Origin of the sequence: Piscinibacter gummiphilus, from assembly GCF_002116905.1 — a bacterium.
GTDB lineage: Bacteria > Pseudomonadota > Gammaproteobacteria > Burkholderiales > Burkholderiaceae_C > Rhizobacter > Rhizobacter gummiphilus.
Genome location: NZ_CP015118.1, coordinates 2,426,794 through 2,452,889 on the forward strand (window position 1 = coordinate 2,426,794; position 26,096 = coordinate 2,452,889).

Annotated in this window: 19 protein-coding genes and 4 tRNA genes; 18 read left to right on the top strand and 5 right to left on the bottom strand. The window is 66.9% G+C overall.

Annotated features, from left to right (window positions below; genetic code table 11):
- Positions 1-240: 240 nt before the first annotated feature.
- The 7 genes from A4W93_RS10810 to pbpG all read left to right on the top strand — a co-directional run bounded on the left by A4W93_RS10810 (position 241) and on the right by pbpG (position 9,500).
- Positions 241-2,022, top strand: a complete 1,782-nt coding sequence (locus A4W93_RS10810) for an acetolactate synthase 3 catalytic subunit (RefSeq protein WP_099959891.1) — start codon at positions 241-243, stop codon at positions 2,020-2,022.
- Between the two features lie 163 nt (positions 2,023-2,185).
- A complete protein-coding gene (ilvN, locus tag A4W93_RS10815; protein ID WP_085750614.1) occupies positions 2,186-2,677 on the top strand; it encodes an acetolactate synthase small subunit in 492 nt (163 codons plus the stop codon).
- A gap of 47 nt (positions 2,678-2,724) precedes the next feature.
- Positions 2,725-3,741 (top strand): ketol-acid reductoisomerase, encoded by a 1,017-nt coding sequence (gene ilvC / locus A4W93_RS10820; RefSeq protein ID WP_085750615.1) that lies wholly within the window; start codon positions 2,725-2,727, stop codon positions 3,739-3,741.
- Positions 3,742-3,870: 129 nt separating this feature from the next.
- Positions 3,871-4,710 (top strand): CDP-diacylglycerol--serine O-phosphatidyltransferase, encoded by an 840-nt coding sequence (gene pssA / locus A4W93_RS10825; protein WP_085750616.1) that lies wholly within the window; start codon positions 3,871-3,873, stop codon positions 4,708-4,710.
- Between the two features lie 242 nt (positions 4,711-4,952).
- The gene (gene leuA / locus A4W93_RS10830; RefSeq protein ID WP_085750617.1) at positions 4,953-6,638 is read left to right on the top strand and encodes a 2-isopropylmalate synthase; all 1,686 of its coding nucleotides are present in this window, start codon (positions 4,953-4,955) and stop codon (positions 6,636-6,638) included.
- Between the two features lie 51 nt (positions 6,639-6,689).
- Complete coding sequence (locus tag A4W93_RS10835) at positions 6,690-8,231, top strand: 2-isopropylmalate synthase (protein WP_085750618.1); 1,542 nt, start codon at positions 6,690-6,692, stop codon at positions 8,229-8,231.
- Between the two features lie 177 nt (positions 8,232-8,408).
- On the top strand, positions 8,409-9,500 hold the full coding sequence (pbpG, locus tag A4W93_RS10840; protein ID WP_085750619.1) for a D-alanyl-D-alanine endopeptidase: 1,092 nt from the start codon (positions 8,409-8,411) through the stop codon (positions 9,498-9,500).
- A gap of 72 nt (positions 9,501-9,572) precedes the next feature.
- Here pbpG and A4W93_RS10845 read toward each other — a convergent pair whose 3' ends face one another.
- The 4 genes from A4W93_RS10845 to hpnC form a co-directional block, all read right to left on the bottom strand.
- Positions 9,573-10,337, bottom strand: a complete 765-nt coding sequence (locus tag A4W93_RS10845; protein WP_085750620.1) for an IclR family transcriptional regulator — start codon at positions 10,335-10,337, stop codon at positions 9,573-9,575.
- Between the two features lie 75 nt (positions 10,338-10,412).
- The gene (gene hpnE / locus A4W93_RS29615; RefSeq protein WP_085750621.1) at positions 10,413-11,693 is read right to left on the bottom strand and encodes a hydroxysqualene dehydroxylase HpnE; all 1,281 of its coding nucleotides are present in this window, start codon (positions 11,691-11,693) and stop codon (positions 10,413-10,415) included.
- A complete protein-coding gene (hpnD, locus tag A4W93_RS30370) occupies positions 11,693-12,529 on the bottom strand; it encodes a presqualene diphosphate synthase HpnD (RefSeq protein WP_085750622.1) in 837 nt (278 codons plus the stop codon). Before hpnD ends, hpnE begins: the two co-directional genes overlap by 1 nt.
- Positions 12,526-13,383, bottom strand: a complete 858-nt coding sequence (gene hpnC / locus A4W93_RS10860) for a squalene synthase HpnC (RefSeq protein ID WP_085750623.1) — start codon at positions 13,381-13,383, stop codon at positions 12,526-12,528. The genes hpnD and hpnC overlap by 4 nt, the downstream gene beginning before the upstream one ends.
- Before the next feature lie 160 nt (positions 13,384-13,543).
- Here hpnC and A4W93_RS10865 point away from each other — a divergent pair, with 160 nt between their 5' ends.
- The 10 genes from A4W93_RS10865 to A4W93_RS10910 all read left to right on the top strand — a co-directional run bounded on the left by A4W93_RS10865 (position 13,544) and on the right by A4W93_RS10910 (position 24,541).
- The gene (locus A4W93_RS10865) at positions 13,544-14,680 is read left to right on the top strand and encodes an efflux RND transporter periplasmic adaptor subunit (protein WP_085750624.1); all 1,137 of its coding nucleotides are present in this window, start codon (positions 13,544-13,546) and stop codon (positions 14,678-14,680) included.
- Positions 14,677-17,847 (top strand): efflux RND transporter permease subunit, encoded by a 3,171-nt coding sequence (locus tag A4W93_RS10870; RefSeq protein ID WP_085750625.1) that lies wholly within the window; start codon positions 14,677-14,679, stop codon positions 17,845-17,847. The genes A4W93_RS10865 and A4W93_RS10870 overlap by 4 nt, the downstream gene beginning before the upstream one ends.
- Before the next feature lie 67 nt (positions 17,848-17,914).
- Positions 17,915-18,001, top strand: a tRNA-Leu gene (locus tag A4W93_RS10875).
- Between the two features lie 29 nt (positions 18,002-18,030).
- The gene (gene tig, locus A4W93_RS10880; RefSeq protein WP_085750626.1) at positions 18,031-19,338 is read left to right on the top strand and encodes a trigger factor; all 1,308 of its coding nucleotides are present in this window, start codon (positions 18,031-18,033) and stop codon (positions 19,336-19,338) included.
- Between the two features lie 136 nt (positions 19,339-19,474).
- Positions 19,475-20,098, top strand: a complete 624-nt coding sequence (clpP, locus tag A4W93_RS10885) for an ATP-dependent Clp endopeptidase proteolytic subunit ClpP (RefSeq protein WP_085750627.1) — start codon at positions 19,475-19,477, stop codon at positions 20,096-20,098.
- 134 nt (positions 20,099-20,232) lie between these two features.
- Positions 20,233-21,498, top strand: coding sequence for an ATP-dependent Clp protease ATP-binding subunit ClpX (clpX, locus tag A4W93_RS10890; RefSeq protein WP_085750628.1), 1,266 nt, complete (start codon positions 20,233-20,235; stop codon positions 21,496-21,498).
- Positions 21,499-21,632: 134 nt separating this feature from the next.
- A complete protein-coding gene (gene lon / locus A4W93_RS10895; protein ID WP_085750629.1) occupies positions 21,633-24,047 on the top strand; it encodes an endopeptidase La in 2,415 nt (804 codons plus the stop codon).
- 176 nt (positions 24,048-24,223) lie between these two features.
- Positions 24,224-24,299, top strand: a tRNA-Gly gene (locus tag A4W93_RS10900).
- Between the two features lie 82 nt (positions 24,300-24,381).
- A tRNA-Cys gene (locus A4W93_RS10905) sits at positions 24,382-24,455 on the top strand.
- Positions 24,456-24,465: 10 nt separating this feature from the next.
- Positions 24,466-24,541, top strand: a tRNA-Gly gene (locus tag A4W93_RS10910).
- Between the two features lie 62 nt (positions 24,542-24,603).
- Here A4W93_RS10910 and A4W93_RS10915 read toward each other — a convergent pair.
- On the bottom strand, positions 24,604-24,936 hold the full coding sequence (locus A4W93_RS10915; protein ID WP_085750630.1) for a hypothetical protein: 333 nt from the start codon (positions 24,934-24,936) through the stop codon (positions 24,604-24,606).
- A gap of 196 nt (positions 24,937-25,132) precedes the next feature.
- On the opposite strand from A4W93_RS10915, the gene A4W93_RS10920 reads away from it, so the two are divergent.
- Entirely contained in the window at positions 25,133-26,080 is a 948-nt protein-coding gene (locus tag A4W93_RS10920; RefSeq protein ID WP_085750631.1) for an AEC family transporter, read from the top strand.
- The last annotated feature ends 16 nt before the right edge of the window (positions 26,081-26,096 follow it).

The window sequence follows — 26,096 nt, forward strand, 5'->3', positions numbered from 1 at the left end:
AAATCAGGCAGGGTCGGAAACGGGGCGGATTATCGCATTCGGGCGCTCCCGTGCCGGTCGGGTATGTGACTGGTGTGTCAATCCGATGCCATAATCCCATCCTTGCACAACAGTTAGATCTCGATTGGGCGCCCGACCCGGGTGCTCTCTTTTGGATTCAGCAGGCACCACACCCGCCCCACGAAGGCGAGGAGAGGTGCACCGATGGTTTTTCGTCAGAGAAATTCACAAAGGTTCGAAATGGACATGTCTGCCACAGAAAAGCGCGCCGCCACGGCGCCGGCCCCCGCGGCCAACACTTCCCCCTCCACCGACCCGAACGGGTCCGAGATCCTCGTCAAGTGCCTCCAGGCCGAAGGCGTCAAGTACCTCTGGGGCTACCCCGGCGGTGCGGTTCTCTACATCTACGACGCCCTCTACAAGCAGGACACCATCCACCACGTGCTGGTGCGCCACGAGCAGGCCGCCGTCCACGCGGCCGATGGCTACGCCCGCGCCACGGGTGACGTCGGTGTCGCCCTGGTCACGTCCGGCCCGGGCGTCACCAATGCCATCACCGGCATCGCCACGGCGTACATGGACTCCATCCCGATGGTGATCATCACCGGGCAGGTCCCGACGGCCGCCATCGGCCTCGACGCCTTCCAGGAGTGCGACACCGTCGGCATCACCCGCCCGATCGTCAAGCACAACTTCCTCGTGAAGGACGTGCGCGACCTGGCCGCCACGATGAAGAAGGCCTTCCACATCGCCCGCACCGGCCGTCCCGGCCCCGTCGTGGTCGACATCCCGAAGGACGTGTCCCTCCACACCACGCCGTTCCACTACCCGGCCTCGGTGGAGATGCGCTCGTACAACCCGGTGCGCAAGGGCCACGGCGGCCAGATCCGCAAGGCCGTGCAGCTGCTGCTGGCGGCGAAGCGCCCGTACATCTACACCGGCGGCGGTGTCATCCTCGGCAACGCGTCGGCCGAACTGCGCGAGCTGGTCAACCTGCTCGGCTTCCCGGTCACCAACACGCTGATGGGCCTCGGCGCCTACCCGTCGTCGGATCCGAAGTTCCTCGGCATGCTGGGCATGCACGGCACGTACGAAGCCAACATGACCATGCAGAACTGCGACGTCCTGCTGGCCGTGGGCGCCCGGTTCGACGACCGCGTGATCGGCAACCCGAAGCACTTCGCCTCGGTCGAGCGCAAGATCGTCCACATCGACATCGACCCCTCGTCGATCTCGAAGCGCGTGAAGGTCGACATCCCCATCGTGGGCGATGTGAAGGACGTGCTGCAGGAGCTGATCGCCCAGATCAAGGAAGCCCAGGCCAAGCCCGACGCCAACGCGTTGAACACCTGGTGGAACCAGATCGCCGAGTGGCGCAAGCGCGAGTGCCTGGTCTTCAAGAACAGCACCGAGGTCATCAAGCCGCAGAGCGTGATCGACACCCTCTGGCGCCTCACGAAGGACGGTGACACCTACATCACGTCCGACGTGGGCCAGCACCAGATGTGGGCCGCGCAGTACTACCGCTTCGACGAGCCGCGCCGCTGGATCAACTCCGGCGGCCTGGGCACGATGGGCGTGGGCCTGCCGTACGCCATGGGCATCAAGCTGGCCAAGCCCGACGCCGATGTGTTCTGCATCACCGGCGAAGGCTCGATCCAGATGTGCATCCAGGAGCTGTCCACCTGCTTCCAGTACAAGACGCCGGTCAAGATCATCTCGCTGAACAACCGCTACCTGGGCATGGTGCGGCAGTGGCAGGAGCTCGACTACGGCAAGCGCTACTCGCACAGCTACATGGAAGCGCTCCCCGACTTCGTCAAGCTCGCCGAGGCCTATGGCCACGTGGGCCTGAAGATCGAGAAGCCGTCCGACGTGGAAGGCGCCCTGAAGGAGGCCATCCGCCTGAAGGACCGCACCGTGTTCCTCGACATCCGCACCGATCCGGGCGAGAACGTCTGGCCCATGGTGCAGGCCGGCAAGGGCATCTCCGAAATGCTGCTGGGGTCCGAAGACCTGTGACCCGCTGAACGCGCGCCAGGGGCGGGTTGGCACGACCTCCCGCCCGAACGCACGCGGAACGCGTCGAACGTTTCGACCCACTTCCCAACACTTCATCTGGAACATCGTGGCCAAGCGCCGCTGGTTACCGCCAGCGGCGTGAAGAGCGCGGTGACACGAGACCATGAAACACATCATTGCCCTGCTGCTCGAGAACGAGCCCGGCGCGCTGTCGCGCGTGGTGGCCCTCTTTTCCGCCCGCGGCTACAACATCGAGAGCCTGACCGTCGCCCCCACGGAAGACGCATCGCTCTCGCGCATGACCATCGTGACCACTGGGTCCGACGACGTCATCGAACAGATCACCAAGCACTTGAACCGGCTCATCGAAGTGGTCAAGGTGGTGGACCTCACCGAAGGCAGCTTTACCGAGCGTGAACTCATGCTCATCAAGGTGCGCGCGGTGGGGAAGGAGCGCGAGGAGATGAAGCGCATGTCCGACATCTTCCGCGGCCGCATCATCGATGTGACCGAGAAGAGCTACACCATTGAACTCACCGGCGATTCCAGCAAGCTCGATGCCTTCCTCGAGGCCATCGACCGCACCGCCATTCTTGAAACCGTGCGTACCGGCGCCAGCGGGATCGGTCGCGGCGAGCGCATCCTGCGCGTCTGATCCACCCCCGACCCGCTATTACTTGAACTGATTTTTAGGAGCGATACATGAAGGTTTATTACGACAAGGACGCCGACCTCAGCCTCATCAAGGGCAAGAACGTCACGATCATCGGCTACGGCTCGCAAGGCCACGCCCACGCCCAGAACCTGAACGACAGCGGCGTGAAGGTCACCGTCGGCGTGCGCAAGTCCGGCGCGTCGTGGGGCAAGGCCGAGAAGGCCGGCCTGAAGGTCGCCGAGATCGCCGACGCCGTGAAGTCGGCCGACGTCGTCATGATCCTGCTGCCGGACGAGCAGATCGCCGCCGTCTACAAGGAAGAAGTCGAGCCGAACATCAAGCAGGGCGCCTCGCTCGCTTTCGCCCACGGCTTCAACGTGCACTACGGTCAAGTCGCTCCCCGCGCCGACCTGGACGTGTGGATGGTCGCTCCGAAGGCCCCGGGCCACACGGTGCGCGGCACCTACTCGCAAGGTGGCGGCGTGCCCCACCTGATCGCCGTCTACGCCGACAAGACCGGCAAGGCGCGTGACCTGGCCCTGAGCTACGCGGCTGCCAACGGCGGCGGCAAGGCCGGCATCATCGAGACCAACTTCCGCGAAGAAACCGAAACCGACCTGTTCGGCGAGCAAGCCGTGCTGTGCGGCGGCGCCGTCGAGCTGATCAAGGCTGGTTTCGAGACGCTGACCGAAGCCGGTTACGCGCCCGAGATGGCGTACTTCGAGTGCCTGCACGAGCTCAAGCTGATCGTCGACCTGATCTACGAAGGCGGCATCGCGAACATGAACTACTCGATCTCGAACAACGCCGAGTACGGCGAGTACGTGACGGGTCCGCGTGTCGTGACCGAAGCCACCAAGGATGCGATGCGCCAGTGCCTGAAGGACATCCAGACCGGCGAATACGCGAAGAGCTTCATCCTCGAGAACAAGGCCGGTGCCCCGACGCTGCTGTCGCGCCGCCGCCTGACGGCCGAGCACCCGATCGAACAGGTCGGCGAGCAACTCCGCGCGATGATGCCCTGGATCAAGAAGAACCGCCTGGTCGACCAGAGCAAGAACTGATCACCCTGGCAAGCCGCTTCGTGCGGCTTCCCACGATCAATGGCCGCAAGGGAAACCTTGCGGCTTTTTTGTTGTGCGCTGCGTTATCCTCTCGCTCCGATGAATTCCCCCGCTTCCCCGGTCCCTCCGATGCACGACGGCGACAACCCCACGCTGGAGGTGGACGACGCCCCGGCGCGCCCGCGCCGCAAGGGCATCTACATCCTCCCGAACCTGTTCACGGTGGCGGCCCTCTTCGGCGGGTTCTACGCGATCGTGATGGCGATGAACGGCCGCTTCGAACAGGCCGCCGTCGGCGTCTTCTGCGCGATGGTGCTCGACAGCCTCGACGGCCGCGTGGCCCGCATGACGAACACGCAGAGCACGTTCGGCGAGCAGATGGACAGCCTGTCCGACATGGTGTCGTTCGGCGCCGCGCCCGCGCTGATCGTCTACGAATGGGCCCTGACCGACCTCGGCAAGCTCGGCTGGATCGCGGCCTTCGTGTACTGCGCGTGCGCCGCGCTGCGCCTCGCGCGCTTCAACACGAACCTCGCCGTCGTCGACAAGCGCTTCTTCCAGGGCCTGCCGAGCCCCGCTGCCGCGGCGCTGGTGATGGGCTTCATCTGGGTCATGGATTCGTTCGGTTTCCAGGGCGGCCGCGAGAACAGCTTCCTGTTCCCGCTCTGGCTGTCGTGGACGGCCTTCGCCTTCACGCTGTACGCCGGCCTCACGATGGTGACGAACGTGCCGTTCTACAGCTTCAAGGATGTGAGCTTCAAGCGCTCGGTGCCGTTCATCGTGATCGTGGCCATCGCGTTGGCCATCGCGCTGATCACGCTGCATCCGCCCATCGTGCTGTTCGGGCTGTTCTGCATCTACGGCACGTCGGGCTACGGCGTGTACGGGTGGAAGCGGGCGAAGGGACGGCCGGTCAGCGTGATCGCCACGTCCACCGACGAACCCGACGAAGAGGGCCTGCATCGGTGACAGGGTGGCCGTTCGTGTGAACCCGCACACCACGGCCCCACGACAAGTGCTATATTTGCTGCCATGACGTCGTTCAACGCACTTTCGCTGCTAGGTCTAGGCCACCTCCGGGCCCGCTGACCAGTCACGTCTTTTCGTTTCTTTCGTCTCAAACGGCCCGCATGCAACCAGCATTGGGCCGTTTTGCTTTTTCCTCTCCCGTCTGCGCTGGTTGCCACCCTGAACCCTCCCAGGAGCATCCCATGTTGAAGCAACCGCAGCAGAAATACCGCCCCTTCGCCGCCATCAAGCTCGCCGACCGCCGCTGGCCGGACGCCGAACTGACGGCCGCGCCGATCTGGCTGAGCACCGACCTGCGCGACGGCAACCAGGCCCTCATCGAACCGATGGACCTGGCGCGCAAGCTGCGCATGTTCGAGATGCTCGTGAAGATCGGCTTCAAGGAGATCGAGGTCGGCTTCCCGTCGGCGTCGCAGACCGAGTTCGACTTCCTGCGCCAGCTCATCGAAGAGAAGCGCATCCCCGACGACGTGACGATCCAGGTGCTCACGCAGGCCCGCGAGCCGCTGATCCGCCGCACGTTCGAGGCGCTGCAGGGCGTGCCGCGCGCCATCGTGCACCTCTACAACGCCACCGCGCCGGTGATGCGCAACGTGGTGCTGGGCCTCGACCAGGACGGCGTGGTGGACCTCGCCGTGACCCACGCGAAGCTCTTCAAGCAGTTGGCCGACGAGCAGCCCGGCACCGACTGGCGCTTCGAATACTCGCCCGAGACCTTCTCGGACACCGAACTCCCGTTCGCGCTGCGCATCGTCGATGCCGTCACCGAAGTCTGGGCGCCCACGCCCGAGCGCAAGTGCATCGTCAACCTGCCCACCACCATCGAGCGCTGCACGCCGAACGTGTTCGCCGACATGATCGAGTGGATGCACCGCCACATGGCCCGCCGCGACAGCATCGTGCTGTCGGTCCACCCGCACAACGACCGTGGCACGGGCACGGCCACCGGTGAACTCGCGCTGCTGGCCGGCGCCGACCGCCTCGAGGGCTGCCTCTTCGGCAACGGCGAGCGCACCGGCAACCTCGACCTCGTCAACGTCGCGCTCAACCTCTACACGCAGGGCATCCCGCCGAACCTCGATTTCTCGGACATCGACGAGGTGCGCCGCTGCGTCGAGCACTGCAACCAGCTGCCCGTGCACCCGCGCCATCCGTACGTGGGCGACCTCGTCTACACGTCGTTCTCGGGTTCGCACCAGGACGCCATCAAGAAGGCCTTCGCCGTCGCGAAGCCCGGCGACGTCTGGGACATTCCGTACCTCCCCATCGACCCGAAGGACCTCGGTCGCAGCTACGACGCGGTGATCCGCGTGAACAGCCAGTCGGGCAAGGGCGGCATCGCCTACCTGCTCGAGGCCGAGTACGGCATCGAACTCCCGCGCCGCCTGCAGATCGAGTTCAGCCAGGTGGTCCAGGGCGTGATGGACGACACCGGCAAGGAGCAGAGCGCCGCCGACATCTGGGGCATCTTCGAGCGCGAGTACGGCATCCACGAGGTGTCGGTGGCGCACCCGGTCATCACCACGCGCGAGCAGGGCGTCGTGTCGCTCGAGGCCGACGTGTCGGCGGGCGGCCGCCAGATGAGCGTGAAGGGCGCCGGGTCCGGCCCCATCGACGCGTTCGTCGCGGCGCTGCATGCGCACGGCCACGGCGTCCGCGTGCTCGACTACCACGAGCACGCCATCGGCAGCGGCGCGGACGCCCGCGCGGTCGCCTACCTCGAGCTGCGCATCGACGACGCCACCAGCCTCTTCGGCGTCGGCATCGACTCGGACATCGTCTCCGCGTCGATGAAGGCGATCCTGTCGGGCGTGGTCCGCGCGAAGCGGCAAGCCGCAGCGCCGGCAGCGGTCGCTTCCGTGGCCTAAGATTCACGTTCGGGCTGCCCGCATCGCATTCAGAAAAACAGGAGCTTCACCATGGCCGACAAACTCATCATCTTCGACACCACGCTCCGCGACGGCGAGCAGTCCCCCGGCGCCTCGATGACCAAGGACGAGAAGCTGCGCATCGCGCGCCAGCTCGAGCGCCTGAAGGTCGACGTGATCGAGGCCGGGTTCGCGGCCTCGTCCAACGGTGACTTCGAGGCGGTGCGGGCCATCGCCAACGCCATCAAGGACAGCACCGTCTGTTCGCTCGCGCGCGCCAACGACCGCGACATCTCGCGCGCGGCCGAGGCGCTGAAGGGTGGGGCCTCCACGCGCATCCACCTCTTCCTGGCGACCAGCGCGCTGCACATGGAAAAGAAGCTGCGCATGACACCCGACCAGGTGTTCGAGCAGGCGAAGCTGTCGGTCGCGTTCGCACGCAACCTGACGGGCGACGTCGAGTTCTCCCCGGAGGATGGCTACCGCTCCGACCCGGACTTCCTGTGCCGTGTGCTGGAAGCGGTGATCGACGCCGGCGCCACCACGCTGAACATCCCCGACACCGTGGGCTACGCGGTGCCGGAGCTGTACGGCCAGTTCATCCTCGACCTGCGCACGCGCATCCCGAACTCCGACAAGGCGATCTGGTCGGTGCACTGCCACAACGACCTGGGCATGGCGGTCGCCAACTCCCTGGCCGGCGTGAAGATCGGCGGCGCTCGCCAGATCGAGTGCACCATCAACGGCCTCGGCGAACGGGCGGGCAACTGCTCGCTGGAAGAGGTCGTGATGGCCGTCAAGACTCGCAAGGACTACTTCGGCCTGCAGTTGGGCATCGACCCCTCGCAGATCGTGCCCGCGTCGCGCCTCGTGTCGCAGACCACGGGCTTCGTCGTGCAGCCGAACAAGGCCGTGGTGGGCGCCAACGCGTTCGCGCACGCCTCGGGCATCCACCAGGACGGCGTGCTGAAGGCGCGCGACACCTACGAGATCATGCGCGCGGAAGACGTGGGCTGGTCGGCCAACAAGATCGTGCTGGGCAAGCTGTCGGGCCGCAACGCCTTCAAGCAGCGCCTGCAGGAGCTGGGCATCTCGCTCGAATCGGAAGCCGAGGTCAACGCGGCCTTCGCCAAGTTCAAGGAGCTGGCGGACCGCAAGAGCGACATCTTCGACGAGGACATCGTGGCCCTGGTGATGGACGAGTCCGTCACGGCCGAGCAGGAGCACTACCGCCTGCTGTCGCTGTCGCAGCGCTCGGAGATGGGCGAGCGGCCGTTCGCGAAGGTGGCGTTCGCCGCGGGCTCCGAGGAGTTCCACACCGAGAGCGAGGGCAACGGCCCGGTCGACGCCAGCCTGAAGGCCATCGAGTCCCAAGTGAAATCTGGCGCGGAAATGCTGCTCTATTCCGTGAATGCGATCACGTCGGGAAGCACAGAATCGCAGGGTGAGGTGACGGTTCGTCTTCAACATGGAGGACGGGTCGTCAACGGTGTGGGGGCTGACCCCGACATCGTGGTGGCATCCGCCAAGGCGTACCTCTCGGCGTTGAACAAACTGCACAGCAAGAACGAGCGCGTTGCGGCCCAGGGGTGAACCCGGGTACATTTCGTCACAGACCCTGACACCATCAGGGTTGGCTTGAGGAAAGGCACGTAAGTTTCTGATCTTGTGTGCTTTTTTTCTTTCGCCTACACTTGGTGCATCGAGCGTGAAGGGGTTGTTGTGTTGCGATTTACGCCAAATTCTGTTTCCGGTCTTCTGCGTGCGCTGATGGTGCTGGTCGTGACTGTCTCCGTTCCGCTTGCGGCCGGGGCAGCTGCGGCGAAGTCGCATCCCGTCAAGAAGAAGCCCGCTGTCTCCGCCAAGGCCGCACCGTCGGCCAAGGGTCGTGCCGTCGTGGCCCGTACCGGCGCTTCGAAGCGTTCGGTCGCCGTGCTCCGCAAGGGCCGCCAGGTCGCCGTGCGGTCGCGTGCCGCGGTCGTCCACGCCGAACCGGCCCGCGCGTCGTTCGGCCAGCTGTCGGGCCTGCATGGCACCACCGATCCGCTCGACCTGAAGTCCAGCGTCGCGCTGGTCCTCGACCAGGACACCAACGAAGTCCTGTTCAGCAAGAACTCCCAGGCCGTGCTCCCCATCGCGTCCATCACGAAGCTGATGACGGCCGTGGTGGTCACCGAGGCCCACCTGCCGCTCGACGAGATCCTCACGGTCTCGCAGGACGACGTCGACACCGAGAAGGGCAGCCGTTCGCGCCTGGCCGTCGGCACCTCGCTCACCCGCGAGGAAATGCTGCACCTCGCGCTGATGTCCTCCGAGAACCGTGCCGCCCATGCGCTGGGCCGCTACTACCCCGGTGGCCTCCCGGCCTTCGTGTCCGCCATGAACCACAAGGCCGCCGAGCTGGGCATGAGCGACACCCGCTACGTCGAGCCCACCGGCCTGTCGAGCCGCAACCAGTCGAGCGCCCGTGACCTGGCCACGCTGGTCAAGCACGCCCACGGCCACCAGATCATCCGCGACCTGTCCACGTCCCTCGAATACCAGGTGGCGGTGGGCCAGCGTCAGCTGCAGTACCACAACACCAACGGCCTCGTGAAGAACCCCGAGTGGGAGATCGGCCTGCAGAAGACCGGCTACATCTCGGAAGCCGGCCGCTGCCTCGTGATGCAGGCCAAGCTGGCCGGCCGCCAGGTCATCATGGTCTTCCTCGACTCCGCCGGCCGCTACTCCCGCATCGGCGACGCCGAACGCGTGCGCAAGTGGATCAACGAAACCCTGCCGGTCGCCCACCCCGTCACCGCCGCGCCACACGTGCCCGTGCTGCCCACCGTGACGCTGACGGCGCCGAAGGTCACGTCCTGATCACTGGTTGGTGGTGCCCTTGAACGACGGCCCTCTCGAGGGCCGTTTTTCTTGGGGCGTTCTCCGGGAGCGTCAGCGATGGCCGAGGGCGGCCGAGATCTGTGACGCGGTCGCCTTGAGCCGCTCCAGCCAGCCTTCCTCCAGCCGGTCCGCCGGCGCCGAGATCGACAACCCCGCCACCAGCTTGCCCTGGTCGTCGAGGATGGCCGCGGCCATGCAGCGCACGCCCAGTTCCAGTTCCTCGTCGTCGCGGGCGGTGCCGTACTGCAGCACCTTCGACAGCTCGCGTTCGAGCGACGGCACGTCGGTGATGCTGTTCTTCGTGTGGCCGGCCAGGCCCGTGCGGGTGGCGTAGGCGCGCACGCGCTGCGGGTCGTCGTGGGCCAGGAAGAGCTTGCCCACCGAGGTGAGGTGCAGCGGTGCGCGGCCGCCCACGGCCCGCACCACCTGCATGCCGGAGCGTTCGCTGTAGGTGCGCTCGATGTAGACGATCTCGTCGCCCTGGCGCATCGACAGGTTCACCGGCTGGTGGGTGAGCTTGTGCAGCTCGCGCATGGGGCCCAGGGCCGCGTCACGCACGTCGAGGCGGGCCTTCACGAGGTTGCCCAGCTCGAGGAGGCGCATGCCCAGGCGGTAGCTGCCGGCCTCGGGCCGGTCCACGTACCGGCCGACCGTGAGGTCGTTCAGGATGCGGTGGGCGGTGGACGGGTGCAGGCCCGTCTGCTCGCTGATCAGCTTCAGCGAGACCGGGTCCTGGTGGGACGCCAGCAGGTCCAGCAGCGAGAACATGCGCTCGAGCACCTGGATCGCTGGTTTCTGATCCTCTTTGCTTTTCATGCCAACCATTGTGAACCAAAACGGCCAAGTTTTTGCATCGCGAAATTCATGGCGGGGGCGGTTCTCGCCCCGGCGTCAGGCGTCGAGCGCCGAACCGGCGGCCAGCCCCGCCCGGATCGCGCCTTCGAGCGTGGCCGGGTAGGGGCCTTCGGTGTAGTCGCCCGCGGCGAAGAGGCCCGGGCGCACCGTCATCGGCGGGCGCTTCAGGCCCGGGGTGCACAGGAAGGTGGCGCGCTTCTCGTTGACGGCCCGCAGGCCCGTGAGCGGCGCGCGCAGCTGGCCGGCCAGGGCCTGCTGGCCCTGGCGCAGCGTCGCGGCCATGGTCGCGTCGGCGCCCTGGGCGACCCACGGGGCGGCGCCGCTGACCACGAAGGCGAGCACGCCTTCCATGCCGCAGAGGATGCCGAGGTCGAACACGAACTGGGCGGGCTGGCGGCTGTCGCTGCGCAGCGCCATCATGGGTTGGGGCAGGCGGGTCTCGGGGCTGTGGGCGTACACGGTGACGATGGGTTCGTACTGCAGCCCGCGCGCCGTTTCGGCCCAGCCGGGCTCGAATCCTTCGGTCAGGCGCGCGGCCTCGTGCGCGGTGCAGGCGAGCACCACGGCGTCGAAGGCCGTGCCGTCGACGTCCCAGCCGCCCTCGGTCCGCGGCGACAGCGAATCGACGCGTCTGGACAGGTGGACCTCGGCGCCTCGGGCGGCGAGCCAGCGGCCGGCCGGGTCGGGCCACAGCGCGCTCAGCCGCCAGCGGGGCAGCAGCAGGTCGGCCGAGCCGGGGCCGCTGAACAGGGCGTCCTTCAGCACGCGCAGGAAGACCTGCGCGCTCGCCTGGTCGGCGGGGGTGTTGAGCGCGGCGACACACAGCGGGTCGAGGAGGGCGTCGCGCACGGCGGCGGGCAGCCGGGCGGTGAGCTGGGAGACGGTCCACGTCGGATCACACCGGAACCCGCGCAGCGCCCAGCCGGCGGCCGTTCGCAGCAGGGCCCATTTGTCCTGGCGGGTCCAGCCCGGGTAGGTCGCGATGGCGCGCAGGAACGCGGGGATCGGCTTGCCCGCGGCCATCTGCAGGCCCGTGCCGTCGGGGTAGGTGACCCGCAGCGGCAGGCGGCGCAGCGCGCGCGTGAGGTCGACACCCACGAGCTGCATCAGCGCGAGGGTCTCGGTGTAGGCGCCGATCAGGATGTGCTGCCCGTTGTCGAGCGCCATGCCGTGGCTGTCGATCTGGCGCGCCCGGCCGCCGAGTTGCGGTGCCATCTCGAGGACGGTGACGTGGTGGCCGGCGCGGGTCGCGTGGACCGCGGCGGCGAGACCCGCCCAGCCGCCGCCGATCACCGCGACACGGCGTGGCCCCGCCATCAGCGTACCGTCCAGTTGGTGCGTGCGGCGATCCAGAGCTTGCGCAGCGGCGTCAGCGACGTGCGCTGGTGCAGCACCTGGAAGTCCTGCGCCTCGATCTCGCGCAGCAGCGTGCGGTAGATGTGGGCCATCATCAGCCCCGGCTTCTGCGCGCGGCGGTCGGCCGCGGGCAGCAGCGCGATGGCCTCGTCGTAGAGGCGGTGCGACCGTTCGGCCTGGAACTTCATCAGCGCGGTGAAACGCTCGCTGTAGCCGCGGTTGAGGATCTCGTGCGCCTTCACATCGAACTGCTGGAGCTCGTTGATCGGGAGGTAGATGCGGCCGCGCCGCGCGTCGTCGCCCACGTCGCGGATGATGTTCGTGAGCTGCATCGCGAGGCCCAGCTTGTGGGCGTACTGCACCGTGCGTGCGTCGGTGCGCCCGAAGATGCCCGAGGCCACCTCGCCCACGACGCCGGCCACGAGGTGGCAGTACCTCGCGAGGCCGGGGAAGTCGAGGTAGCGCGACTGGTCGAGGTCCATCTGGCAGCCGTCGATCACGGCGTTCAGGTGCTCCAGGCGGATGTCGAACGCGGTGGTGTGCGGCATCAGCGCCTTCGTCACCGGATGGCTGGGTTGGCCGGCGAAGGCCGCGGCCGCTTCCTTGCGCCACCACGCGAGTTTCGTGGCGGCGACTCCGGGGTCCTGCACCTCGTCGACCACGTCGTCGACCTCGCGGCAGAAGGCGTAGAAGGCGGTGATGGCCGCGCGACGCGGCGGCGGCAGGAACAGGAAGGCGTAGTAGAAGCTGGAGCCGCTCTTGGCGGCCTTGTCCTGCACGTATTGTTCGGGGGTCATGGTCGTGCTTTCTGGAGACTCCGGGCAGCCGGACGCCGCATGCAGCAAGCGCGCCAGCCCATCGTCACGATGTCGGTCAGGCCCAGGGTGGGCCGGGTCTTCAGGCTCGCGTGGTCGAGCGCCGCGATGCGGTCGAGGATGCGCAGGCCACCCTGCACCACGAGGCGCAGTTCCCAGCCGGCGCGCCCGGGCACGGTGAACACGAGCGGGCTGCCGGCATTCATCATGTCGCGGGTCCACGTGGCCATCTCGGCCACCAGGGCGCGGGTGGCCGGGGTGTCCTGCCGCGACAGCAGGGCCTCGGGGGGCACGCCGGCGCGTTCGCAGTCGGCCAGCGGGATGTAGAGGCGGCCGCGGGCGGTGTCCACGCTCAGGTCCTGCCAGAAGTTGGCGAGCTGCAGCGCGGTGCAGATGCGGTCCGACTGCTGCAGGCTGTCGGCGTCGTGGATGCCGTAGAGGTGGAGCAGCAGGCGGCCCACCGGGTTGGCCGAGCGCTCACAGTAGCCGAGCAGGTCCTGGCGGTCGGTGTACCGGTGCTGCACCAGGTCCTGTTCGAAGGCGCTCAGCAGGTCGTGCAGCAGGGGCAGCGGAAGCGCATGATGGGCGATCTCGCGCTGCAGCGGCCCGAACACCTTCGCCCACCGGGCGCCCGGCGTGGCGCCGCCCGCCACCGCCACCAGTTCGGCCCGGTAGGCGCGCAGGTCGTCCAGGCGCTGCGCCGCCGGGGCGTCGCCTTCGTCGGCCAGGTCGTCGGCCGTGCGGGCGAAGTGGTAGATCGCCGTGATCGGCGGGCGCAGTGCCGGGGGGCACAACACCGAGGCCACGGGGAAGTTTTCGTAGTGTTCGATGCTCATGGGGCAGGGGCGTCAGCGCGCATTGTCGCTGCTTCGTGCGAGGTTCCCGATGACGGTTCCCCGCGGTGTGACCTTCGTTGACACCGCCCGGGCCTGGAGCATACATTACTGACCAGTCAGTCATTTAAAACAACGCCGCTCACCGCCGACGAGGATCCCCATGCGTCCGTCCTTGCTGTTCCCCTTCCTGTTCGGCGCGGTGGCGCTGGCCGCCTGCTCCAAGCCCGAGCCCGCACCGGATCCCGTGCGGGCCGTGCGCACCCAGACCGTGTCGGCCGTCTCGACCGGTGGCACCCACGAGTACGCGGCGGAGGTGCGGGCCCGCACCGAATCGCGCCTCGGGTTCCGGGTGGGCGGCAAGATCGTGCGGCGGGCCGTGAACCTCGGCGACGCGGTCAAGCCCGGCCAACTGCTGGCCCAGCTCGACCCGCAGGACCTCAAGCTCGGGCAGGATGCCGCCCGGGCCGCGCTCACCGCCGCGCAGGTCAACTTCGAACAGGCCGAGGCCGACTTCAAGCGCTTCAAGGAACTGCGTGACCAGGGCTTCATCAGCTCCGCCGAACTCGAACGCCGCGACACGTCGCTGAAGGCCGCGCGCGCCCAGCTCGACCAGGCCCGCGCCCAGTCGAACGTGCAGGGCAATCAGGCGGCGTACGCGTCGCTGGTGGCCGACGTGGCCGGCGTGGTCACCGCGGTGGAAGCCGAGCCGGGCCAGGTGGTGGCCGCGGGCGCGCCCGTGGTGCGCGTGGCCGTCGACGGCCCGCGCGACGTGGTGTTCTCCGTGCCCGAGGACCGCGTGGGTGCCGTCAAGGCGCTCTCGGCGAAACCGGGCAACCTGACCGTGCGCGGCTGGGGCACCGACACGCCGCCCATCCCGGTCACGCTGCGCGAGATCGCCGCGTCGGCCGACCCGGTCACACGCACCTTCCTCGTCAAGGCCGACATGGGCACCGGTCCCGAGGCCCGCGCGATGCGCCTGGGCCAGACCGCCACCGTGATCGCCGCGTCCGAGAAGGTCGACGGCATCGTCAAGCTGCCGTTCGCGGCGCTGCGCGAGGACCACGGCAAGTCGGCCGTGTGGATCGTGGACCCGGCCTCGATGACGGTCAAGAGCCACCTCGTGCAGGTGGCCGGCGTGGACGGCAACGAGGCGGTGGTGACGGGCGGCCTGTCGCCCGGCATGGTGGTCGTCACGGCCGGCGTGCACGTGCTCAATCCGGGCCAGAAAGTGAAGTACTACGCCGAGTCGGGATCACCGGCCGTGGCTGCCAACGCCGCCTCGGTGACCGCCAAATGAGCGCGGCCGCGAACGAGGAACCGGGGCAGAAGGCCAACATCTCCCGGTGGGCGCTGGAGCATTCCGCGCTCACGCGCTACCTGATGGTGGTGCTGATGGTGCTGGGCCTCGCCGCCTACTTCCAGCTGGGCCAGGACGAGGACCCGCCGTTCACCTTCCGCGCGATGGTGGTGCGGGCCTACTGGCCCGGCGCCACCGCGCAGCAGGTCGCCGAACAGGTCACCGACAAGCTCGAGAAGACGCTGCAGGAGGTGCCCTACGCCGACAAGATCCGCAGCTACTCGAAGCCCGGCGAGACGCTCATCATTTTCCAGGTGAAGGATTCGTCGCCGCCGAAGGAGATGCCGCAGATCTGGTACTCGGTGCGCAAGAAGATCGGCGACATGCGTGCCACGCTGCCGTCGGGCGTGCAGGGGCCGTTCTTCAACGACGAGTTCGGCGACGTGTACGGCAGCATCTACACGCTGTCGGCCGACGGGTTCTCCACCGTGGAGCTGAAGGACCAGGCCGACGAGGTGCGCCAGCGCCTGCTCAAGGTGAAGGACGTCAGCAAGGTCGAGATCTTCGGCGCGCAGGACGAGAAGATCTTCATCGACGTCTCGCAGAAGCGCCTGGCGCAGCTGGGCCTCGACTTCAATGCGGTGCTCGCGCAGCTGGGCCAGCAGAACGCGGTGGAGAGCGCCGGCAGCTTCAACGCGCCCACCGACATGGTGCAGGTGCGCGTGGCCGGGCAGTTCAACTCCGTCGAGGAGCTGAAGAACTTCGCGATCCGCGCGGGTGGCACGAGCTTCAAGCTCGGTGACATCGCCACCGTGCGCCGCGCCACCATCGACCCGCCGCAGGTGAAGGTGCGCCACCAGGGCAAGGAGGTGATCGCGCTGGGCGTGTCCATGGCCAAGGGCGGGGACATCATCGGCCTCGGCAAGTCGCTCGAGGCGGCGGCGGCTCAGATCCGCGCGGACCTGCCCGTGGGCATCGAGATGACCCAGTTCCAGAACCAGTCCACCGTGGTCGCCACGTCGGTGAACGAGTTCGTGAAGGTGCTGATCGAGGCCGTGGTGATCGTGCTGGCCGTGAGCTTCGTGAGCCTGGGCCTGCACTTCAAGCCGAACTCGTGGCGCTTCACGATCGACTGGCGGCCGGGTCTCGTGGTGGGCATCACGATCCCGCTGGTGCTGGCGATCACGTTCGTCGCGATGTTCTACTGGGGCGTCGGCCTGCACAAGATCTCGCTCGGCTCGCTGATCATCGCGCTGGGCCTGCTCGTGGACGACGCGATCATCGCGGTCGAGATGATGGTGCGCAAGCTGGAGGAGGGCTACGACAAGGTGCGTGCCGCCACCTTCGCGTACGAGGCCACCGCGCTGCCCATGCTGACGGGCACGCTCATCACCGCCGTGGGCTTCCTGCCCATCGGCATGGCCAAGTCCACGGTGGGCGAGTACACGTTCGCGATCTTCGCGGTCACCACGGTGGCGCTGCTGATCTCGTGGGTCGTGTCCGTGTACTTCGTGCCGTACCTCGGCACGCTGCTGCTCAAGCGCCCGCCGCACGCCGGCGAGGCCGGTGCGCCGCACGAACTCTTCGACACGCCGTTCTACGTGCGCTTCCGCAAGCTGGTCGACTGGTGCGTGCGCCGGCGCTGGATCACCATCGGCCTCACCGTGCTCGCGATGGCGCTGGGCGTGGTGGGCATGGGCAAGGTGCAGAACCAGTTCTTCCCCGATTCCAGCCGGCTCGACCTGCTGGTGGACCTCTGGTATCCCGAGGGCACGTCGTTCCAGGCCAACGAGGACATCACGAAGAAGGTGGAGGCGCGCCTGCTGAAGATGGACGGCGTGAACCACGTCGCCACCTGGGTGGGCAGCGGCCTGCCGCGCTTCGCGCTGGTGCTCGACCAGATCTTCCCGCAGAGCAACGTCAGCCAGATCGTCGTGCTGCCGAAGGACCTGGCGGCGCGGCAGCAGCTGCTCCACGCGCTGCCCGAGATCCTGGCCACCGAGTTCCCCGAAGTGCGCGGCCGCGCGAAGCTGCTGCCGAACGGCCCGCCGGTGCCGTATCCCGTGCAGTTCCGCGTGGTGGGGCCCGACGCGACGAAGGTGCGGGCGTACGCCGACGAGGTCAAGGACGTCATGCGCACCAACGAGCTGCTGCGCGGGCTGAACGACAACTGGAACGAGTCGGTCAAGGTGCTGCGCCTCGACGTGGACCAGGACAAGGCGCGGGCGCTCGGCGTGTCGAGCCAGGCCATCGCCCAGGCCGCGCGCATCAGCAATGCCGGCACCACCGTGGGCCAGTACCGCGACGGCGACAAGCTGATCGACATCGTGCTGCGCACGCCGCAGGCCGAACGCGCCGCGCTCACCGACCTGCAGAGCGCGTACGTGCCGTCCACGTCGGGCCGCAGCATCCCGCTGAGCCAGCTGGTGCGCGCCTCGTTCGTGTGGGAGCCGGGCGTGGTGTGGCGCGACGGCCGCGACTACGCGGTGACCGTGCAGGCCGACATCGTCGAGGGCATCCAGGGCGCCACCGTCACGGCGCAGCTGAACCCGCTGTTCGAGCCCATCCGCGCGAAGATGCCGCCGGGCTACCGCGTCGACATCGCCGGCGCCGTGGAGGAAAGCAGCAAGGGGCAGGGCTCGATCGCCGTGGGCGCGCCGCTGATGCTCTTCATCATGTTCACGCTGCTGATGCTCCAGCTGCACAGCTTCAGCCGCGCGGTGCTCGTGTTCCTCACGGGGCCGCTCGGGCTGCCGGGCGTGGCCGCGGCGCTGCTGATCCTCAACCGGCCGTTCGGCTTCGTCGCGCTGCTCGGCGTGATCGCGCTGATCGGCATGATCATGCGCAACTCGGTGATCCTGATCGACCAGATCGAGCAGGACCGCGCGAAGGGCGTGCCCACGTGGGACGCCATCGTCGAGTCGGCGGTGCGCCGCTGCCGTCCGATCATCCTGACCGCGGCGGCCGCCGTGCTCGCGATGATCCCGCTGTCGCGCAGCGTGTTCTGGGGCCCGATGGCCGTCGCCATCATGGGCGGCCTCATCGTCGCGACGGCCCTCACGCTGCTGGCTTTGCCCGCGATGTATGCGGCCTGGTTCCGCGTCAAACGGCCCGAGGATGAGGCTCGTGAGAACGCGGATGGACGGGTGCCCGCCACAACCGGCTAAAATGCCCGGCTGACCGAATCGCAACGGGGGAAGTCCAGGCTTCCCCCTGTTATTTTCCAGGTGCTTCGCGCGGGTGGCGAAATTGGTAGACGCACCAGGTTTAGGTCCTGACGCCAGCAATGGTGTGGGGGTTCGAGTCCCCCCCCGCGCACCAGCAACGAACGAAACCAGAGAGTCAAGAAAATGGCTGTGACTGTAGAAACCCTTGAGAAGCTCGAACGCCGCATCACGCTGACGCTCGCCGCCGACGTGATCAACAACGAGGTGGCGAACCGCCTCAAGCGCCTGTCGCGCACGGTGAAGGCCGACGGCTTCCGCCCGGGCAAGGTGCCGATGAGCGTCGTGTCGCAGCGCTACGGCTACTCCGTGCAGTACGAAGTCATGAACGACAAGGTCGGCCAGGCCTTCGAGGAAGCCACCCGCGAAGCCAAGCTCCGCGTCGCCGGCGCCCCGCGCATCACCGAAAAGGAAAACGCGCCCGAAGGCCAGATGACCTTCGACGCCACCTTCGAGGTGTACCCCGAGGTCAAGCTCGGCGACCTGTCCACCGCCGAAGTGGAGCGTGTCTCCACCGACGTGACGGACGCCGCCATCGACAAGACCGTCGACATCCTGCGCAAGCAGCGCCGCACGTTCGCCCAGCGTCCCGCCGGCGAAGCCGCCGGTGAAGGCGACCGCGTCACCATCGACTTCGAAGGCAAGATCGACGGCGTGCCGTTCGACGGCGGCAAGGCCGAAGGCTTCCAGTTCCTGATCGGCGAAGGCCAGATGCTCGAGCAGTTCGAGAAGGCCGTGCGTGGCATGAAGGCCGGCGAATCGAAGACCTTCCCGCTGCAGTTCCCCGAGGACTACCAGGGCAAGGACGTGGCCGGCAAGGAAGCCGACTTCCTCGTCACGGTCAACAAGATCGAAGTGCAGAACCTGCCCGTGGTGGACGAGGCCTTCGCGAAGTCGCTCGGCATCGCTGACGGCACGGTGGACGCGCTGCGCGCCGACATCAAGAAGAACCTCGAGCGCGAAGTGAAGTTCCGCGTGCTGGCCCGCAACAAGGGCGCCGTGATGGACGCCCTGGTGAAGACCGCCGAACTCGACCTGCCGACGGCCCTCGTCAACGGCGAGATCGAGCGCATGGTGGAAGCCGCCCGCGCCGACCTGAAGAAGCGCGGCGTCAAGGACGCCGACAACGCCCCGATCCCGTCCGAGATCTTCAAGGACCAGGCCGAGCGTCGCGTGCGCCTGGGCCTCGTCGTGGGTGAACTGGTGCGTGCCAACAACCTGTCGGCCAAGCCCGAGCAGCTGCAGGCCCACATCGAGGAAATCTCGCAGAGCTACGAGAAGCCCGCCGAGGTGGTCCGCTGGTACCTCAGCGACCGCCAGCGCATGGCCGAAGTCGAAGGCGTCGTGATCGAGAACAACGTCGCAGAATTCGTGCTGGGCAAGGCGAAGGTGTCCGACAAGGCCCTGCCGTTCGACGAACTGATGGCCGGCTGATCGCCGACATCCCCCCGTCGAAAGGGTGCCGGGCCGCAGGGGTCGGCACCCTTTGCCGCTTCTTCGTGCGGTGCTTCCCTTGTCGTTTCATAATCGACCCCAACCTGTCGCACAACAACCTCTCTCAAGGACACACATGAGCGCGCTGGAAACTCAAGGTTTGGGCTTGGTGCCCATGGTCATCGAACAGTCGGGCCGCGGCGAGCGCGCGTACGACATCTACAGCCGCCTGCTGCGCGAGCGGGTGATCTTCCTGGTGGGCCCGGTCAACGACCAGTCGGCCAACCTGGTGGTGGCGCAGCTGCTGTTCCTGGAGAGCGAAAACCCCGACAAGGACATCTCGCTCTACATCAACTCGCCGGGCGGTTCGGTGAGCGCCGGCATGTCGATCTTCGACACGATGCAGTTCATCAAGCCCGATGTCTCCACGCTGTGCATGGGCATCGCCGCCAGCATGGGCTCGTTCCTGCTGATGGCCGGCGCCAAGGGCAAGCGTTTCGCCCTGCCGAACTCGCGCGTGATGATCCACCAGCCGTCGGGCGGCGCCCAGGGCCAGGCCACGGACATCGAGATCCATGCCCGCGAGATCCTCAAGACCCGCGAGCAGCTGAACCGCATCTATGCCGAGCGCACCGGCCAGCCCATCGAGAAGATCCGCAGCGACATGGAACGCGACTTCTTCATGGACCCGGAGGAGTCGAAGGCCTATGGCCTGATCGACCAGGTGATCAGCAAGCGCAACCCGCCGATCAACCCCTGATTGGCCATCCCGGCCGGAAGGTTGTTTCCAGGCCGGTAACTGCGATCGAAACGGGGCCTTATTCACCGTCAAGGCCCCGTTTTCTTTTGCTCTATCATTGACCCAGCCTTTCCCACCCCAAAGCGCGTAGATCCATGGCCGACAAAAAAGGCTCCTCGAGCGAAAAAGTCCTCTATTGCTCCTTCTGCGGCAAGAGCCAGCACGAGGTCAAGAAACTGATCGCCGGGCCCTCCGTTTTCATCTGCGACGAGTGCATCGAGCTGTGCAACGACATCATCCGTGATGAAGTGCCCACCGAAACGCCCGACGCACGGGCCGCCAAGTCCGACCTGCCGGTGCCGGCCGAGATCAAGGCCAGCCTCGACAACTACGTGATCGGGCAGGACACCGCCAAGCGCACGCTGTCCGTGGCCGTCTACAACCACTACAAGCGGTTGAAGCACATGGCCACGTCGAAGGACGAGGTCGAGCTCGCCAAGAGCAACATCCTGCTGATCGGCCCCACGGGCTCCGGCAAGACGCTGCTGGCCCAGACGCTCGCCCGCCTGCTGAACGTGCCGTTCGTGATCGCCGACGCCACCACGCTGACCGAAGCCGGCTACGTGGGCGAGGACGTCGAGAACATCATCCAGAAGCTGCTGCAGAACTGCAACTACGACGTCGACAAGGCGCAGCGCGGCATCGTCTACATCGACGAGATCGACAAGATCTCCCGCAAGGCCGACAACCCGTCCATCACCCGCGACGTGTCGGGCGAGGGCGTGCAGCAGGCACTGCTCAAGCTCGTCGAGGGCACGATGGCCTCGGTGCCCCCGCAGGGCGGCCGCAAGCACCCGAACCAGGACTTCCTGCAGATCGACACCACGAACATCCTGTTCATCTGCGGCGGTGCGTTCGACGGCCTCGAGAAGGTCATCCAGAACCGTTCCGAGAAGTCGGGCATCGGTTTCGGCGCCACCGTGCACACGAAGAGCGAGAAGCGCGTGTCCGAGGTGTTCCGCGAAGTCGAGCCCGAAGACCTGATCAAGTTCGGCCTGATCCCCGAGCTGGTGGGCCGCCTGCCGGTGGTCGCCACGCTGGGCGAGCTGACCGACGACGCGCTGGTCCAGATCCTCACCGAACCGAAGAACGCGCTGCTCAAGCAGTACCAGAAGCTCTTCGCCATGGACGGCGTGGAACTGGAAGTGCGCCCGTCCGCGCTGATGGCCATCGCCCGCAAGGCGCTCGCCCGCAAGACCGGCGCGCGGGGCCTGCGCTCCATCATGGAACTCTCGCTCAACGACACCATGTTCGACCTGCCCACGCTGGAAGGCGTGGCCAAGGTCGTGCTCGACGAGCACACGATCGAGGAAAACGCGAAACCGCTGCTGGTCTACCACGAGACCAAGGCGAGCGCGTGAGCACCGAGTTCGACGTTCGACCGCTGACGCTGTACCCGAGACAGGGATCCTGAGCGCCCGACCGGCTCCGCCCGCGACGGCTTCTTGCAATTCACCCTCCGGCCCCTACATGGGCTGGAGAAAGAGAGGTTCCAATGTCTGGACATCCTGTTTTGCCCGCTGAGCCGATCACGCTGCCGCTGCTGCCGCTGCGCGACGTGGTGGTCTTCCCCCACATGGTGATCCCGCTGTTCGTCGGGCGTCCCAAATCCATCAAGGCCCTCGAGGCGGCCATGGAAGCCGGCCGGCAGATCATGCTGGTCGCGCAACGCGCCGCCGGCAAGGACGAACCCAAACCCGACGACATGTTCGAGGTGGGCTGCGTCTCCAGCATCCTGCAGATGCTGAAGCTGCCCGACGGTACCGTGAAGGTGCTGGTCGAAGGCATCCAGCGCGCCAACACCCATGGCATCAGCGACAACGGCGAGCACTTCGTCGCCGAGGTCACGCCGGTGCCGCCCGAGGCCGACACCAAGCCCGAGATCGAGGCCCTGCGCCGCGCGGTCACGCAGCAGTTCGACCAGTACGTCAAGCTCAACAAGAAGATCCCTCCGGAGATCCTCACGTCCATCGCGGGCATCGACGACGCCGGCCGCCTGGCCGACACCATCGCCGCGCACCTGCCGCTCAAGCTCGAGAACAAGCAGTCCGTGCTGGACCTGTTCGCCGTCGACAAGCGCCTCGAGAAGCTCCTGGAGCAGCTCGAGCACGAGGTCGACATCCTCCAGGTGGAAAAGCGCATCCGTGGCCGCGTCAAGCGCCAGATGGAAAAGAGCCAGCGCGAGTACTACCTGAACGAGCAGGTCAAGGCCATCCAGAAGGAGCTCGGTGACGGCGAAGAAGGCGCCGACATGGAGGAGCTGGAGAAGAAGATCATCGCGGCGAAGATGCCGAAGGATGCGCGCAAGAAGGTCGACGCCGAGCTGAAGAAGCTCAAGCTGATGTCGCCCATGTCGGCGGAAGCCACCGTCGTGCGCAACTACATCGACACGCTGGTCAACCTCCCCTGGACGAAGAAGACCAAGATCAAGCACGACCTGCAGTTCGCCGAGCAGGTGCTGAGCGAGGACCACTACGGCCTCGAGAAGGTCAAGGACCGCATCCTCGAGTACCTCGCGGTGCAGCAGCGCGTCGACAAGGTCAAGGCGCCCATCCTGTGCCTCGTGGGCCCCCCGGGCGTGGGCAAGACCTCGCTCGGCCAGAGCGTGGCGCGCGCCACCGGCCGCAAGTTCGTCCGCATGGCGCTGGGCGGCATGCGCGACGAGGCCGAGATCCGCGGCCACCGCCGCACCTACATCGGCTCCATGCCGGGCAAGGTGCTGCAGAGCCTGTCCAAGGTCGGCACGCGCAACCCGCTGTTCCTGCTCGACGAGATCGACAAGCTGGGCATGGACTTCCGTGGCGACCCGTCGAGCGCGCTGCTCGAGGTGCTCGACCCGGAGCAGAACCACACGTTCAGCGACCATTACGTCGAGGTCGACTTCGACCTGTCCGACACGATGTTCATCGCCACGTCGAACTCGATGAACATCCCGCCGGCGCTGCTGGACCGGATGGAAGTCATTCGCCTGTCGGGCTACACCGAGGACGAGAAGTTCCACATCGTCCAGAAGTACCTGCTGCCCAAGCAGTCGAAGAACAACGGCGTCAAGGACGAGGAGATGGAAGTCACCGAGTCCGCGATCCGCGGCATCATCCGCTACTACACGCGGGAAGCCGGCGTTCGTTCGCTCGAGCGCGAGGTGTCGAAGATCTGCCGCAAGGTGGTCAAGGGCATCCAGCTGAAGCAGTACACCGAGAAGGTGGTCGTCACCGACGAGAACCTCAACGAGTTCCTCGGCGTGCGCAAGTACAGCTACGGCCAGGCGGAGAAGCGCAACCAGATCGGCCAGGTGGTCGGTCTCGCGTGGACCGAGGTGGGCGGCGACCTGCTGACCATCGAGTCCACCGTGATGCCGGGCAAGGGCGTCATCATCCGCACGGGTTCGCTCGGCGACGTGATGAAGGAATCGGTCGAGGCCGCACGCACCGTGGTGCGCAGCCGCGCCGCACGCCTGGGCATCAAGGACGAGCTCTTCGAGAAGCGCGACATCCACATCCACGTGCCGGATGGCGCCACGCCGAAGGACGGCCCGAGCGCGGGCGCGGCGATGACGACGGCCTTCGTGTCGGCGCTCACGGGCATCCCCGTGCGCGCGGACGTCGCGATGACCGGCGAGATCACGCTGCGTGGTGAAGTCACGGCCATCGGGGGCCTCAAGGAAAAGCTGCTCGCCGCGCACCGCGGTGGCATCAAGACCGTGCTGATCCCCGAAGAGAACGCGAAGGACCTGCAGGACATCCCCGCGAACGTGAAGAACCAGCTCGAGATCGTGCCGGTGAAGTGGATCGACCAGGTGCTCGAAGTGGCGCTCGAATCGGCCCCGCAACCGCTGGCCGACGAAGAGCCGCCGAAGGTCGAGCCCAAGCCGGAAGCGGCGGCGGGCACGGGTGATTCGCTGAAGCACTGATCACGTCTTGCCGTGAACGGGAAGGGCCCTGCGAGAGCGGGGCCCTTTTGCATTCTTGAGTGCGTGAAGCGGCCTTGAAGAAAGTTCGACGAAACACTTGCGCTCCTTTCGTCTTTCGTCATATACTCTTGTTCTCGGTTGATGACGCACGAACAGCGCTGAAGCAAACGAGATATGCGGGTGTAGCTCAGTTGGTAGAGCGCAACCTTGCCAAGGTTGAGGTCACGAGTTCGAGCCTCGTTACCCGCTCCAAAATGCAAAGGGAAGCTTCTCGCGAGGCTTCCCTTTTTGCTAAGCTCTCAGCGTTTCGAGAGCCAGTTCGAAGAGATATCACGGCGCGATAGCAAAGCGGTTATGCAACGGATTGCAAATCCGTCCAGTCCGGTTCGACTCCGGATCGCGCCTCCAGGTTTTCAGAGCGGGTGTAGCTCAGTTGGTAGAGCGCAACCTTGCCAAGGTTGAGGTCACGAGTTCGAGCCTCGTTACCCGCTCCAGGTGCCCAAAGGGACGCTTCTCACGAAGCGTCCCTTTTGTGCTTCTGGGCCGCTCGAAAGGCCTACTGCTTCGGCTTGGCCCCGGGCGCACCGTCCGCATGCGGCTCGGTGCCCGGCGCCGGCTGCTTGTTGGTGGCCTTGGCCGGCTTCGATGAGGACTTCTTGGGTGCCGTGCCCGCGCCGGGGGCGCCATCGGCATGGGGTTCCGTGCCGGGTGTTGGCGTGGCGGTGCCGTGCTTGGCGGGTTTGTCGGCCTTCTTCGCCGCCGGCTTGGCACCGGGGGCGCCGTCGGCGTGGGGCTCTGTGCCTGGTGCCGGCTGCTGCTGCGCGAAGGCTGCTGTGGTGGCGCCGAGCGCGAGGGCCGCGGCGATGAGCAGGGGAGTGGGGAATTTCATGACGAGGTCCTCCAGGTTAAAGACACACCCTTGTCATTCTTGATCCGTTCCGGGACGCGGAGCTATTGCACCTTGGGGCAGGAGGGACGTGCGAGGGTCGCCCATTCCGTTCGCGGATCGCGCGCCGCGGTGGTGCACGGCGAGCGCCCCGCGCTGCGGGTCGGCACAATGACGGTCCCCGCAGTCCCGTTTCCCCATGTTCGACGTCCTCTCGATCACCGGCCCGATCTACATCGCCATCGCCCTCGGCTACGCCGTCACCCGCGCCGGGCTGTTCGACAAGGCCGACATGCGGACCTTCGGGAAGTTCGTGATCAGCATCGCGCTGCCCGCGCTGGTGTTCCGCACGCTGGCCACGCGGCACATCGCCGAGGTGCTCGACCCCACGTATTTCCTCGCCTACTGCGGCGGATCGCTGCTCACGTTCGCCGGGGCCTTCTTTCTCTACCGGCGCCTGGGGCTGCCCGACATCGCCAGCACCTTCCGGGCGATGGGCATGTCGTGCTCGAACAGCGGCTTCGTGGGCTACCCGATCGCGCTGCTGACCATCGGCCCCGTCGCAGGGGTCGGGCTCTCGCTCAACATGGTGGTGGAGAACCTCGTGATGGTCCCGCTGCTGCTGACGCTGGCCGAGCGCGGCCGTGGTGCCGGCGGGCCGTGGTACCGCGCGGCGCTCGATTCGTTGCGCCGCCTTGCGAAGAACCCGCTGATCCTCGCGATGGCCGCGGGGCTGCTGATCTCGATCGCGGGCTGGTCGCTGCCGGCTCCGGCGCTGCGGGCGGTTGACCTCTTCGCCGGTGCGAGCGCGGGCATCTCGCTGTTCGTGATCGGCGGCAACCTCGTCGGCCTGCCGCTCAGGGGCCTCGGCCGCCGCGTGGCGCCCATCGCGTTCGGCAAGCTGGTGGTGATGCCGACGGCGGTGGCGCTGATGCTCGCGCTGCTGGTGTGGGCGGGGCTGCCGCCGCTGTCGCCCGAGTTGAAAGCGGCCGCCATCCTGATGGCCGCGATGCCGATGATGAGCATCTACCCGATGCTGGCCCAGGCCTACGGCCAGGAGGACGTGGCCGCTCCGGCGCTGCTGGTGACCACGCTGGCCTCGTTCTTCACCCTCAGCAGCCTGCTCTGGGTGATGCGGCACGTCTGACAAACGGCGCACAGCG

Coding starts and splice junctions, on each gene's coding strand:
- A4W93_RS10810 (WP_099959891.1), top strand. CDS start 241: ATGGACATGTCTGCCACAGAAAAGCGCGCCGCCACGGCGCCGGCCCCC.
- clpX (WP_085750628.1), top strand. CDS start 20,233: ATGGCCGACAAAAAAGGCTCCTCGAGCGAAAAAGTCCTCTATTGCTCC.
- A4W93_RS10915 (WP_085750630.1), bottom strand. CDS start 24,936: ATGAAATTCCCCACTCCCCTGCTCATCGCCGCGGCCCTCGCGCTCGGC.
- hpnD (WP_085750622.1), bottom strand. CDS start 12,529: ATGACCCCCGAACAATACGTGCAGGACAAGGCCGCCAAGAGCGGCTCC.
- ilvN (WP_085750614.1), top strand. CDS start 2,186: ATGAAACACATCATTGCCCTGCTGCTCGAGAACGAGCCCGGCGCGCTG.
- ilvC (WP_085750615.1), top strand. CDS start 2,725: ATGAAGGTTTATTACGACAAGGACGCCGACCTCAGCCTCATCAAGGGC.
- lon (WP_085750629.1), top strand. CDS start 21,633: ATGTCTGGACATCCTGTTTTGCCCGCTGAGCCGATCACGCTGCCGCTG.
- A4W93_RS10845 (WP_085750620.1), bottom strand. CDS start 10,337: ATGAAAAGCAAAGAGGATCAGAAACCAGCGATCCAGGTGCTCGAGCGC.
- clpP (WP_085750627.1), top strand. CDS start 19,475: ATGAGCGCGCTGGAAACTCAAGGTTTGGGCTTGGTGCCCATGGTCATC.
- leuA (WP_085750617.1), top strand. CDS start 4,953: ATGTTGAAGCAACCGCAGCAGAAATACCGCCCCTTCGCCGCCATCAAG.
- A4W93_RS10870 (WP_085750625.1), top strand. CDS start 14,677: ATGAGCGCGGCCGCGAACGAGGAACCGGGGCAGAAGGCCAACATCTCC.
- A4W93_RS10865 (WP_085750624.1), top strand. CDS start 13,544: ATGCGTCCGTCCTTGCTGTTCCCCTTCCTGTTCGGCGCGGTGGCGCTG.
- hpnE (WP_085750621.1), bottom strand. CDS start 11,693: ATGGCGGGGCCACGCCGTGTCGCGGTGATCGGCGGCGGCTGGGCGGGT.
- pbpG (WP_085750619.1), top strand. CDS start 8,409: ATGGTGCTGGTCGTGACTGTCTCCGTTCCGCTTGCGGCCGGGGCAGCT.
- hpnC (WP_085750623.1), bottom strand. CDS start 13,383: ATGAGCATCGAACACTACGAAAACTTCCCCGTGGCCTCGGTGTTGTGC.
- A4W93_RS10920 (WP_085750631.1), top strand. CDS start 25,133: ATGTTCGACGTCCTCTCGATCACCGGCCCGATCTACATCGCCATCGCC.
- pssA (WP_085750616.1), top strand. CDS start 3,871: ATGCACGACGGCGACAACCCCACGCTGGAGGTGGACGACGCCCCGGCG.
- A4W93_RS10835 (WP_085750618.1), top strand. CDS start 6,690: ATGGCCGACAAACTCATCATCTTCGACACCACGCTCCGCGACGGCGAG.
- tig (WP_085750626.1), top strand. CDS start 18,031: ATGGCTGTGACTGTAGAAACCCTTGAGAAGCTCGAACGCCGCATCACG.